Annotated in this window: 14 protein-coding genes; 10 read left to right on the forward strand and 4 right to left on the reverse strand. The window is 47.3% G+C overall.

Annotated elements, in window-relative coordinates; genetic code table 11:
• The first annotated feature begins 29 nt into the window (after positions 1-29).
• From AB9R92_RS01070 to nikC, 5 genes are all read left to right on the forward strand, one after another.
• Positions 30-1049, forward strand: a complete 1020-nt coding sequence (locus AB9R92_RS01070; protein WP_370667704.1) for an ABC transporter ATP-binding protein — start codon at positions 30-32, stop codon at positions 1047-1049.
• A complete protein-coding gene (locus tag AB9R92_RS01075) occupies positions 1024-2007 on the forward strand; it encodes an ABC transporter ATP-binding protein (protein ID WP_370667705.1) in 984 nt (327 codons plus the stop codon). The genes AB9R92_RS01070 and AB9R92_RS01075 overlap by 26 nt, the downstream gene beginning before the upstream one ends.
• A 29-nt stretch (positions 2008-2036) precedes the next feature.
• The gene (locus AB9R92_RS01080; RefSeq protein ID WP_370667706.1) at positions 2037-3659 is read left to right on the forward strand and encodes an ABC transporter substrate-binding protein; all 1623 of its coding nucleotides are present in this window, start codon (positions 2037-2039) and stop codon (positions 3657-3659) included.
• Positions 3660-3739: 80 nt separating this feature from the next.
• Positions 3740-4744, forward strand: a complete 1005-nt coding sequence (locus tag AB9R92_RS01085; RefSeq protein ID WP_370667707.1) for an ABC transporter permease — start codon at positions 3740-3742, stop codon at positions 4742-4744.
• Between the two features lie 47 nt (positions 4745-4791).
• Entirely contained in the window at positions 4792-5643 is an 852-nt protein-coding gene (nikC, locus tag AB9R92_RS01090; protein WP_205853888.1) for a nickel transporter permease, read from the forward strand.
• Positions 5644-5672: 29 nt separating this feature from the next.
• Here the strand turns inward: nikC and AB9R92_RS01095 are convergent, their stop codons facing one another.
• A complete protein-coding gene (locus AB9R92_RS01095) occupies positions 5673-6758 on the reverse strand; it encodes an FUSC family protein (RefSeq protein ID WP_370667708.1) in 1086 nt (361 codons plus the stop codon).
• 33 nt (positions 6759-6791) lie between these two features.
• Positions 6792-8078 carry a glutamate-1-semialdehyde 2,1-aminomutase gene (locus tag AB9R92_RS01100; protein ID WP_370667709.1) on the reverse strand — a complete coding sequence of 429 codons (1287 nt, stop codon included), beginning with the start codon at positions 8076-8078 and terminating at the stop codon, positions 6792-6794.
• A 118-nt stretch (positions 8079-8196) separates the two neighbouring features.
• Between AB9R92_RS01100 and bcp the strand changes: the two genes are divergently transcribed.
• The 4 genes from bcp (at position 8197) to perR (ending at position 10811) form a co-directional block, all read left to right on the forward strand.
• Entirely contained in the window at positions 8197-8673 is a 477-nt protein-coding gene (gene bcp, locus AB9R92_RS01105; protein WP_370667710.1) for a thioredoxin-dependent thiol peroxidase, read from the forward strand.
• 15 nt (positions 8674-8688) lie between these two features.
• Positions 8689-9630: a D-2-hydroxyacid dehydrogenase gene (locus tag AB9R92_RS01110; protein WP_370667711.1), complete on the forward strand. Its 942-nt coding sequence runs from the start codon at positions 8689-8691 to the stop codon at positions 9628-9630.
• A 2-nt stretch (positions 9631-9632) separates the two neighbouring features.
• On the forward strand, positions 9633-10184 hold the full coding sequence (locus AB9R92_RS01115) for a cob(I)yrinic acid a,c-diamide adenosyltransferase (protein WP_370667712.1): 552 nt from the start codon (positions 9633-9635) through the stop codon (positions 10182-10184).
• 183 nt (positions 10185-10367) lie between these two features.
• The gene (gene perR / locus AB9R92_RS01120) at positions 10368-10811 is read left to right on the forward strand and encodes a peroxide-responsive transcriptional repressor PerR (RefSeq protein ID WP_058381335.1); all 444 of its coding nucleotides are present in this window, start codon (positions 10368-10370) and stop codon (positions 10809-10811) included.
• Between the two features lie 35 nt (positions 10812-10846).
• Here perR and AB9R92_RS01125 read toward each other — a convergent pair whose 3' ends face one another.
• Positions 10847-11200, reverse strand: a complete 354-nt coding sequence (locus tag AB9R92_RS01125) for a YgzB family protein (protein WP_370667713.1) — start codon at positions 11198-11200, stop codon at positions 10847-10849.
• 187 nt (positions 11201-11387) lie between these two features.
• Here AB9R92_RS01125 and AB9R92_RS01130 point away from each other — a divergent pair, with 187 nt between their 5' ends.
• Positions 11388-12254 (forward strand): nucleotidyltransferase-like protein, encoded by an 867-nt coding sequence (locus AB9R92_RS01130; RefSeq protein ID WP_370667714.1) that lies wholly within the window; start codon positions 11388-11390, stop codon positions 12252-12254.
• Between the two features lie 160 nt (positions 12255-12414).
• Here the strand turns inward: AB9R92_RS01130 and AB9R92_RS01135 are convergent.
• Positions 12415-12701, reverse strand: a 287-nt coding sequence (locus tag AB9R92_RS01135) for a hypothetical protein (RefSeq protein WP_370667715.1), incomplete at its 5' end; no start/stop codon positions are given.

Genomic DNA, 12701 nt, shown 5'->3' on the forward strand with positions numbered 1-12701 from the left:
ATAATTTAAAATGAAGAAGGAGGATCTCTATGGACGAACGTAAAACCATCTTGGATGTGAAAGGGCTGCGCACTTCCTTTTTCACTGATGATGGAGAAGTACCGGCAGTCGACAACGTGGATTTCCATATCCGCCAGGGGGAAGTGCTCGGCATTGTAGGGGAATCAGGCTGCGGCAAAAGTGTTACCTCATTGTCCATAATGGGGCTGGTGCCAAGTCCTCCAGGGAAAATTGTCAGCGGGGAAATTTTATTCCAAGATAAGGATTTGACGAAACTATCCGATAAAGAAATGCGCCAGATTCGCGGTGATGACATTGCGATGATTTTCCAGGAGCCGATGACTTCCTTGAACCCTTTGTTCACTATCGGCAATCAGTTGCGTGAAGCGCTGAAGATCCACAAAAAGGATTGGTCGAAAACCCAAATCCAGGAACGCGCCGTCGAAATGATGAAGCTGGTCGGCCTGCCCCGTGCAGAAGCTTTGCTTAATGATTATCCTCACCAATTATCGGGCGGCATGCGCCAGCGCGTCATGATTGCGATGGCTTTATTGTGCGACCCGAAAGTGCTGATTGCTGATGAACCGACCACGGCACTAGACGTGACGATCCAAGCCCAAATCCTTAAACTGATCAAGAATTTAAATGAACGGCTCGATACAGCTGTCTTGTTGATCACCCATGACCTTGGGGTCGTCGCTGAAACGTGCGAACGCGTAGTCGTCATGTACGCAGGGAAAGTAGTTGAAGAAGGTCCTGTACATACCATTTTCAATGATCCGCAGCATCCATATACCCGTGGCCTTCTAGAAAGCGTGCCCGATATGCGCTTCAAGAAAGAGCGGCTATACTCTATTCCAGGAAACGTGCCAAAACCGGGGTCGATCAAAGTGGGCTGCAAATACGCAGCACGCTGTGAATTTGCCTTCGATCGCTGCCGTGTGGAAGACCCGGCATTATACCAGACGGCAGAAGACCACAAGACGCGCTGTTTCCTATTTGATCCAAAGGAGGCCGAGTCGCATGACAGAACCGTTGTTGAAAGTTGAAGGCTTAAAGAAATATTTCCCGGTTACGGGCGGCATTTTTGGCCGTGTAACGGGGCAGGTCAAAGCGGTTGATGATGTCTCTTTCTATGTAAATGAAGGCGAAACGCTCGGAATCGTCGGCGAATCGGGGTGCGGCAAGTCGACGACCGGGCGTATGCTTATGCGTTTGCTCGATCCGACAGAAGGCAAAGTGACGTTTGACGGACAGGAATTGACTGGTTTATCAGCGTCTGAAATGCGCAAGGCCAGGCGCGATATCCAAATGGTGTTTCAGGACCCGTATGCGTCACTCAATCCGCGCCACAGCATCGAAAAAATATTGATGGAGCCGCTGAATGTCCATAATATCGGCGACCCGAAAGAGCGCAAACGCAAAGTGCATGAGTTTCTTGAAATCGTCGGGCTCAGCAGCTACCATGCTAAACGCTACCCTCACCAATTCAGCGGCGGCCAGCGCCAGCGCATCGGCATCGCGCGCGCGCTCATGACAAACCCGAAACTGATCATTGCCGATGAGCCGGTTTCTGCGCTTGATGTGTCGATTCAAGCGCAAGTGCTCAATTTGATGCAAGATCTACAGCGCGACTTGAAACTGACCTACATCTTCATCGCCCATGATTTGGGTGTCGTGCGCCATATCAGCGATCGCGTAGGCGTCATGTATTTGGGCAATATGGCGGAGCTTGCGGATACAGAAAGCCTGTATGAAAAACCGCTTCACCCATATACGCAAGCGCTCCTATCGGCGGTGCCTGTCCCGGACCCTGATTTTGTCCGCGAAGAAGTGGTGATCAAAGGGGATGTGCCGAGCCCGGCCAACCCGCCATCAGGCTGCCGTTTCCATACACGCTGTCCATTCAAGATGGATATCTGCTCACAGGAAATTCCGCGTTTCGCGGAAGTTGAACCAGGTCATTCTGTAGCTTGCCACCTTTATGAGGAATGCAGGCCGCAATGATAATAAAAAAACAAAACGGAGGGGTTATTTTGGGGAAAAAGAAAATTGTATCAATCGCTTTTCTGATGCTGCTTTTGCTGTCAACAGCGCTTTACGGCTGTTCAGGTGGTGATTCAGAGTCAGGCGGGGACGGTGGAGAAGGCGGAGATTCAGATTCAGGCGGCGAAAAAGTCCTGATCTTCGGACGCGGCGGCGACTCGGTATCACTGGATCCGATCACGGTTACAGATGGAGAGTCTTTCAAAGTAACGAAAAATATCTTCGATACATTAATCAATTTCGGCGAGCAGGATACAGAAATCGAACCAGCGCTTGCTAGCGACTGGGAAGCAGCTGAAGATGGTTTGACTTACACGTTCCAATTGCAAGAAGGCGTCACGTTCCATGATGGAACAGACTTCAACGCAGAAGCAGTAGTTGCGAACTTTGAACGCTGGGCTGCTGGAGATGCAGACCAATTCCCGTACTATAAATCAATGTTTGGCGGATTCGGCGATGAAGAAGAACACGTCATCGAATCAGTTGAAGCGACTGGCGATTACGAAGTCGTGATTAAATTGAAGCGCCCTCAAGCGCCTTTCTTGAAAAACTTGGCGATGAGCCCATTCGGCATCGCATCGCCGACAGCATTTGAAGAAGCCGGCGAATCATTCGGCGACAACCCAGTCGGTACAGGCCCATTCCAATTCGTTGAGTGGCAGCGCAACGACACCGTAACAATCGAGAAATTCGACGACTACTGGGTGGACGGAGAGCCGAAACTCGACCAAGTCGTGTTCCGTGCAATTCCGGACAACTCAGCCCGCTTGAATGCATTGTTGTCAGGTGAAATCGATTTGGCTGACGGCATTACACCTTCAGATTCAGAAACAATCGAAAATGATGAAAACCTTCAATTGTTCGAGCGTCCGTCGATGAACGTCGGCTACCTCGGATTGACGACTACGCGCGAGCCATTTGACGATCCGAAAGTCCGCCAGGCGATGAACCATGCGATCGACCGCCAGGCGATTGTTGATTCATTCTTTGAAGGCCGTGCAGAAGTTGCGAAAAACCCGATGCCTCCGGTAATCAGCGGCTATAACGACAGCATCGAAGGCTATGAGTTCGATCCTGAAAAAGCAAAAGAACTTTTGGCTGAAGCAGGACTTGAAGATGGATTCGAAATGGAACTATGGGCAATGCCGGTTCCGCGCCCGTACATGCCAGATGGCCAAAAAGTAGCGGAAGCGATCCAAAGCAATTTGGCTGATGTAGGCATTACAGCTGAAATCGTTTCATTCGAGTGGGCAACATACCTCGAAAAAGCTGCAGCGGGAGAAGCAGATGCATTCCTTCTGGGCTGGACAGGCGATAACGGCGATGCTGATAACTTCTTGTATGTATTGCTTGACCAAGACAACATCGGCTCAAACAACTACACGTACTACGAAAACCAGGAACTTCACGATATTTTGATCGAAGCTCAAACAGAAGTTGATGAAGATGCCCGCAACGAATTGTACATGCAGGCTCAGGAAATCATCCACGAAGACGCGCCTTGGGTACCGCTTGCGCACTCTACACCGCTTCTTGCTGGTGGGACGAACGTAATCGACTTTAAAGCGCATCCAACTGGCTCTGACAAACTGGCATCAGTGGATATGGAGTAGGCGTTTCTTTGGGGGAGAGGTCATACTGATTTCTCCCCCTTTTCAATACATAATGCAATTGAGATGGAGAGGTGAAGAAGATGCTTCACTATATCGGGCAGCGACTTTTGCAATTGATCCCGGTCTTACTCGGAATGACATTTATCGTTTTTATGATCATCCGGGCGATTCCAGGCGATCCTGCACAAGTCATCCTTGGGCAACAAGCATCAGAAGAAGCAATTAAATCATTACGGACCAGTCTGGGGCTTGATAACCCCTGGTATATCCAATACTTCGATTACTTAAAAGGCCTGGTGACGGGAGACATGGGGAATTCACTGCGCACCCGTTCACCTGTTTCGGAAGAAATTTGGCCGTATCTAGCAGCGACGTTTGAATTATCTTTATTCGCGATCATCATTGCTGTCGTCATCGGTATTAATGCAGGAATCGTCTCTGCGTGGTTCCAGAATTCATGGTTCGATTACACAGCGATGGTGCTAGCCTTGATCGGTGTTTCCATGCCGATCTTCTGGCTTGGCCTCATGAATCAATGGATTTTCTCGATTGAACTCGGCATATTGCCGACGACTGGCCGTGAAAACGTCCGGGACCCAATCAATAACATCACCAACTTTTATGTGTTGGACACCATCATTCAAGGCGATTTCAACCAATTGGCGACCGTCTTGAAGCATTTGGTGCTTCCAGGCACGGCGCTAGCCACCATCCCGATGGCGATCATCGCACGGATGACACGTTCTTCGATGCTTGAAGTTATGCGTTCGGATTACGTGCGGACAGCACGCGCTAAAGGCGTCAAGATGTTCTGGGTCGTCTATAAGCACGCATTGAAAAACGCGATCATTCCTGTATTGACCATTATCGGTTTGCAGATGGGCTTGCTGCTCGGCGGCGCCATTTTGACAGAAACGATTTTCGGATGGCCAGGCATCGGGCGCTATATTTACGAAGCGATCGGTTTCCGCGATTATCCGGTTATCCAATCCGGCATTCTAGTCGTCGCGTTTATCTTTGTCATGATCAATCTCTTTGTCGACTTGCTGTACGGCTTGGTCGACCCGAGGATCAAATATGATTAGGAAGGGGGAGGAGCACATTGGCTGAAACAGCAGCAGACAAGCAGGAAATGCAAAAAGTCGCCGGCCCTTGGAAAGAGGCATGGCGCGGATTCCGCAAAAGTAAAGTCGCGGTCGTCGGCATGGGCATCGTCATTTTCTTCATTCTTTTGGCGATTTTCGGTCCATTATTTACACCGCAAGGCATCAACGAACAAAATCTTTCCCAGCGGCTTCTGCCTCCTTCCGGCGATCATTGGATGGGCACAGACGATTTTGGCCGCGATATTTTGTCTCGTGTCGTATACGGAGCGCGCATCTCGCTATGGGTTGGATTCCTGGCGGTTATCGGCTCGGTAATTGTCGGCAGTATTCTCGGTATTTTGGCCGGCTATTACGGACGCTGGGTCGACACCATCATTTCGCGGCTGTTCGATATCATGTTGGCATTCCCGAGTATCCTTCTTGCGATTGCGGTGGTATCGGTTCTTGGGCCGTCTTTGCGCAATGCATTGATTGCGATTGCCATCATCAACGTTCCGAACTTCGGGCGCTTGATCCGTTCGAAGGTCTTGAGCATCAAGGAAGACGAATACATCATGTCGGCCAAAGCGATTGGCATGAAAGATAACCGCATCTTGGTTTCGCATATTTTGCCGAATTCCATGGCACCGGTTATCGTCCAAGGCACGCTCGCGATTGCGACAGCAATCATCGAAGCGGCAGCACTCGGCTTTCTCGGGCTCGGGGCGCAGGCACCTTCCCCGGAATGGGGCAAGATGCTGGCTGATTCCCGGTCGTACTTGACCAATGCCCCGTGGACGATGATTTTCCCGGGTTTGGCGATCATGTTGACCGTACTTGGTTTTAACTTAATGGGAGATGGGCTGCGCGATGCACTCGACCCACGAATGAAATCATAAAAAAAAGCCCGGAAAGTTTCCGGGCTTTTTTATATGGCGTTTTCGATGTCGCTATCGACTTCTTCACTATGGTAATTATGGTATGCGATGATCAGCAAGTCCAAATGCTCCAAATGTTCTTCGTAGTCGAGAAGGGCGGAAAGGACATGCATCAAATGGTAAACCGAAAATTCATCTTCTTCGACTTCGGTCGACAAATTGATTTCCTTAACGAAAATCGACATCACTTCATTGCGTTTTAATACCGCATCCGGCCCCGAATTTTCGCTATGTTCCGGACGGATTTTTCCGATGTATTTCATGTAAAGCTGCTCGTGATAGCTCGCCAAGCTCTCAAGCCGTTCCTGTACCATCATGTGGAATTGTTCGGGCAAATCCCGCAGTTCATTCTCATAACGGTTCAAGCGCCGAAGAACTTCCAGGCTCTTTTTAGATGTAGCAATCATCTGCCTATACAGAACCAGCTTGCGTGCTTTTGTATATTGTTGCTTTTTCGTATAGCTGCGTTCTTCCTTATAAAATGAATACCATTGATCGACTTTCACCACTTTTTCAGTCAATTTGTCGATATCTTCTTTTACCGAGGAATGATCGGATGCATGGCGGATCGAAATCCGGATCCATCGAATAACATCTTCGCTGACAGAATGAATCGACTGGAACAAGCGGGTTTCATATTTAGGGGGCAGGAAGATCATATTGACGATAAAAGCCGATAAAATCCCCAATAAAACCGTTGAGAATCGCAAAGAAGCAAATATCAAAAAGTCATCAGATTGCGAATCCATGATGATGATCAATGTCACCAATGTCAGCGGCACCGTGTTTTCCAGCTTCAATTTCAGCATGATGATAATGGCCAAAATGGCAGCGACACCGATCGTCAAATAGTTCGGCCCGAGCGTCAACACGAAAATAACCGCAATGGAGGCCCCGATTAAATTGCCGTACACTTGGTCGAGTAAAGTCAAATATGACCGGTAAATGGAAGGCTGTATGGCGAAAATCGCCGCTACTCCCGCAAATACCGGCGTGGGAAGTTCAAGAAGCGTCGCCAGAAACAGGGCAAGGGATATAGCGATACCGGTTTTGAATATGCGCGCACCGAGTTTCATCGGCCAACACCTCCTTCAGGAAGAGATCCATTTTTACAATTGGGCAAATGCATGTTCTACCGCGCGGATCGACGTATCGATATCTTCCTCTGTATGTTCAGTGGTCAAAAACCAGGCTTCGTATTTGGAAGGCGCCAAATTGATGCCCTGCTCGAGCATCAGTTTGAAGAAACGCCCGAAAGTTTCGCCGTCCGTCGCTTCTGCTTGTTCGTAATTTTTCACTTTTTGGTCGGTGAAATAAATCGTCAAAGCACCTTTTAAACGATTGATGGTGATCGTAACACCGTGTTTGTCAGCAGCAGCCAATATCCCTGCTTCTAGGCGTTCACCCAGGTGGTCCATTCGTTCGTAAACCCCTTTTTCCTGCAGCACTTCGAGACAGGCAATGCCTGCTTGGATTGAAGCGGGGTTGCCGGCCATCGTCCCTGCCTGGTAAGCGGGTCCGAGCGGGGCGACCGTTTCCATGATTTCGCGCTTGCCGCCGTATGCGCCGATCGGCAAACCGCCGCCGATGATTTTTCCAAGCGCCGTCAAGTCCGGCTCAAGGCCAAGCAAATTCTGCGCACCGCCGTAATGGAAGCGGAAAGCCGTAATGACTTCATCATAGACAATCAATGCACCTTTCTCTTTCGCCAGCGCATGGACGTCTTCTAGAAACCCTTCTTCCGGTTCAACGATGCCGAAGTTGCCGACAATCGGCTCGACGAGGATGCAGGCAATTTCGTCTCCCCAGCGCTCTATCGCTTCTTTGAATGCCTCTGGATCGTTAAAGGGAATCGTGATGACTTCTTCAGCGATCGATTTTGGGACGCCCGCAGAATCAGGGGTGCCGAGGGTAGCAGGGCCGGATCCCGCAGCAACGAGCACCAAATCGGAATGGCCGTGATAACATCCAGCGAATTTCATAATTTTGGTGCGTCCTGTATATGCCCGAGCCACGCGGATGGTCGTCATGACAGCTTCCGTGCCGCTATTGACAAAACGCACTTTATCCATCGCAGGCATCGCCTGTTTCAGCATTTTGGCGAATGTCACTTCATGCTTCGTTGGCGTGCCGAATAACACGCCGGTTTCAGCAGCATGCGCAATGGCTTTAGCGATATGCGGGTGGCCGTGTCCTGTGATGATCGGGCCGTAAGCAGCCAAATAGTCGATGTATTTATTCCCGTCCACATCATAAAAATAGGCGCCTTTCCCATAATCCATTGCGATAGGCGAGCCGCCCCCTACCGCTTTATAAGAGCGGGAAGGGCTGTTGACCCCACCGACAATATGTTCTAACGCTTCTTGGTGCAATTGTTCGGAAATCGAGTGATCCATAAAATGCCTCCTAAAATAATCTATTCCTTATTGTAGACAAAATCAGCCGCAAACGCCAAAGAAATTGAAAGTAATGAAACCGTCCGGTACGATAGAAGAAAGAAAAGGAGTGATGGGTTTGGCTACATTAGAAGGATTGGCAGCACCTGACTTCACATTGCAAAATGAACAAGGCGAAACAATTTCCCTATCGGATTTTGCAGGGAAAAAATACGTTGTGCTCTATTTTTATCCAAAAGACATGACGCCGGGGTGTACGACCCAAGCGTGCGATTTCCGCGATGCCGAAAAAGACTTCTCGGAGCTTAACGCAGAAATTTTGGGCGTCAGTGCAGATTCCAAAGAACGCCATCAAAAATTCATCGATAAGCACGGCTTGCCGTTTTCGCTTCTCGTTGATGAGGATCACCAAGTGTCCGAAGCTTATGGGGTTTGGAAGCTCAAGAAAATGTACGGCAAAGAATTCTGGGGCATCGAGCGCTCGACGTTCTTGATCGACCCGACAGGTACCGTCATCAAGGAATGGCGCAAAGTGAAAGTGAAAGAGCATATTGAAGAAGTGTTGGAAACTGTAAAAGCAATCAGCGGTGACTGAGAGAGGAAGAATCTGATGGACGTCCTATTCACATTTGTGCCAAGAGAAAACCAGCAGGAGCGGCTTCAAGCCGAATTTCCAGAAGTAAATTTCCGCTTTCTATATAAGAACAAATCGTTTTTGCCAACAGCTGATATTGTTGTTACTTACGGAGAGGATTTAACAGCGGAAGATATCGAAAGCGCTGACAACCTGAAGTGGATCATGGTGGCAAGCGCAGGAATCGAAAAAATGCCCCATGCGGCCATTGCGGAAAAAGAAATTATTGTCTCGAACGTTAAAGGAATCCACAAAACACCAATGGCAGAATCCGCATTGGCACATTTGCTGTCGCTCAAACGCTCATTGCCATTCATTTATGAGAGCCAGCGCAACGGGGAATGGAACCGGAAAACCAAATCATCCGAACTGGCAGGCTCAACAGCTGTCTTGTTCGGACCTGGTGCGATCGGTTCAGAAATCGGGCGTTTGCTCCAGGCGTTTGGCGTCCGGACAATCGGCTGCAACCGTTCGGGAAATGATGCTGAATACATGGATGAAATGGTTTCTTTCGAAAATGTATTAGCTGTTCTTCCGGATGCTGATATTGTGCTGTCCGTATTGCCGAGCACAAAGGAAACTTATCACCTATTGAAGAAAGAACATTTCCAGGCGATGAAAGAAGACGCGATTTTCATGAATTTTGGCCGTGGAGATTTGGTGGAAGATCGAGTGATGCTCGAAGCGCTGGAAAACGGCGGAATTGGCCATGCCGTATTGGATGTTTTTGAAGAGGAGCCACTTCCGGCAGACCACCCATATTGGAAGATGGACAATGTCATCATTTCCCCGCATGTTTCGAGCCACTCCGGAAAATATGTCGAGCGCGCATTGGATGTTTTCATTCCGAATTTACATGCTTGGCTCGAAGGCGATAAATCACCATCAAATCCAGTGGATATGAAAAGGGGGTATTGAAGATGAAAATCTACACGAAAACAGGAGATAAAGGAACGACTTCACTCGTATACGGGAACCGCGTCAAAAAAAATGACCCGCTTGTCGAAGCGTATGGGACTTGTGATGAAGCAAATACGATGATCGGTCTCGGCGTAGGGCATTTGAATGGAGAATTTTTCGAGCAAAAAGAAGCTCTTTGCGAAATCTTTCATCAGATCCAAACGGTTCTTTTCCACGTTGGAGCCGAATTGGCGACGCCAGCTGGAAAAGAAGTGAAATGGAAGCTTGAGCCTGAACACATCACTCAACTGGAAACATGGATCGATGAATACGACGCAGAACTCCAACCGCTCAGCAATTTCATCTTGCCCGGCGGCCATCCGGCAGGAGCGGCACTCCATGTAGCCCGTACAGTCGTGCGCCGCGCCGAGCGCAATGTGATAGCGATAGGGGAAGAAGTCTCGCCTAACGTACTGGCATATTTGAACAGGCTCTCCGACTTTCTGTTTGTCGCCGCACGGTTCGTCAATCAGCAACTGGGTTCCAAAGAAAAAGGGCTACACGCCGAATAGTGAAGACTTTAAGCAGCCGGGCTTCTCTCCCTGCTGCTTTTTGTTTACGCTATCAAATACAGCAAGTGGAATAAACAGAAAATTAGCGTCCTATAGCGATTTCTTGACACGCTGAGGTTTTTTTAGGTACACTAATTATAACGATTATAATGTAAGAATATATACGAAGTGAGGTGCCCAGCGATGTCTGAAGCCCAATTGAAAGACGCACTCGATACGTTGAAGTCTACAGGTGTCAGAATCACACCACAACGTCATGCGATTTTGGAGTTTATGATCCATTCTACATCGCATCCGACAGCAGACGATATTTACCGAGCGCTTGAAAAAGCCTTTCCCAATATGAGTGTTGCCACTGTTTATAATAATTTGCGTGTTTTTAAAAAAGCGGGGTTGGTAAAAGAACTAACCTACGGAGATTCTTCAAGCCGCTTTGATTTTGTTACACACGATCATTATCATATGATCTGTAACGAGTGCGGGAAAATTGTCGACTTCCATTATCCTGGATTGGATGAAGTGGAACATTTGGCATCCCATGTAACAGGCTTCCAAGTGGATTACCACCGCTTAGAAATCTACGGGACGTGCCGCGATTGTTATAGTGAATCAGCTAAAGCACAATAAAAAAGAATGTCTGCCAAATCGGCAGACATTCTTTTTTATTGTTGCGGCTTTTTCTTATTATATTCTTCGTTGAATTCTTTGCCCTCTAGAGAAGGGTCCATAGTCAACGGTTCATTGCAATGCATACAGATATCTACACGTCCGAGCATTTTGGTATGGCGCTCGCAATTCGGGCATTGAACAGGAACTGTCTTCATCGAGAGCAAACCGATCCAAGCATAAACACCTGTGCTTCCGATGATAGCGACAACACCGAGCAGCATAAAGATGACCATAACAACCGGTTGATTGCGGAAATAGATACCGACATACATAATCACGATGCCGATGAAAATCAATGCCAAAGCGAAGGTCCGAATGCGGTTGATTTTATTTTTATAAGATTTCATAAGCGGTTCCTCCTTGCGTCCATCATACTATATCATAAACGCCGGTAAAAAGGGTTAAGCTAATTCCGTTAAAGGAATATAAGAGAAATATGTCGAAATAAAGAAAAACGCCTTAGAATATTTGCATGCCTAGAGTATTGGAGGCATCATAAAACACATAATGATAGTCTGCAGGGAGTGACGACGGATGGAACAAATATTGAGACCGCTATACCAAGAACGTGCGAGCCAAGAAACAACGCTCGGTGTCATTCTAATAGAGAAGAGAGAAGACATCAGCCCGATCACGGATACATTCGATTCAATCCTTCTGATCATTACAAAAGAAAATGAAACACCGGTTTTTACGAAACATTATACGTATATGGACAAAAAAGCGGCAATGCACATCATCACAGAAAAGCAATTGCATAAGTGGCTCCTACTGGGAACGAACCGTAAAATTGTCGACTGGCTCTTTAATGGCCGTGTCATATATGATCGCAATGAATTTATGGAAAAACTTAAGACCGAATTAAAAGAATATCCCTTCTACGGCAGAAAAATAAAAATGGGATTGGAGTTTGCTAAACTAATTCGCCGGTACCTAGAAGGTAAAATGTTCTTCGAAGAAAAAAATTATTTGGATGCTTATCATCATATGGTTGAGTCACTTCATCATCTGGCTCGATTATCAGTTCTTGAGAACGGTCTTCCACCTGAAGTGACAGTGTGGTCACAAGTAAAAAAGATGGAGCCGGCCATCTATAAATTATACGAAGAGCTTATCTCTAGCGATGAGCCGATCGATAAGCGCTTGGAACTATTGTTCCTAGCTAGTGAGTTTTTTATTCATTCCCGTACTCAAGATGGATCGCAACATATTCGGGAAGTGATGGAGAAGCAAAGCAGCTGGACGATTCAGGAATTACACGAACAGGAAGAGTTAAAAAACTATTCTTCCAATCTTGAAGTGTTAATTGAGTTCCTAATCGAAAAGGATTTAATAGCGATTAGCGGCGTAAAGACAAAAAGTGAAGGTATTTTTCATCGTTACTATTCAACTAAACGCTAAATAATTTTACAGACTTAAAGCTGACAAGGAAATAACCCTTGTCAGCTTTCTTCATTATAGCAAGATTGTGAGATACTCTCTATGCATGGGTAGGAAACAGTGTTCGAATATAAAACAGGTTTATTTTAATATTATCGTTGACAATCTTTCAAGAAATGTATTATGATAATACACGTCGCTCGAACAGATTAAGTTTTTTACAATAATAAAAAAGACTTGACTCTTTTGTCTGGCGATGATAAATTATAGGAGTTGCTCTTGAAGCAACGCGGAAATTTGAACCTTGAAAACTGAACAGCAAAACGTCAACAATACAGCCGCGAGTGATCGCGGCAAACTTACTGATCAGCTTCGGCAGATCAAGCGAATCGCGCGTCTTCGGACGGCGATACGCCAGCAGTACCGAGCAATCGACTACTCTATAATGGAGAGTTTGATCCTGGCTCA

Origin of the sequence: Planococcus sp. SSTMD024 (assembly GCF_041320495.1) — a bacterium.
Classification (GTDB): Bacteria; Bacillota; Bacilli; order Bacillales_A; family Planococcaceae; genus Planococcus.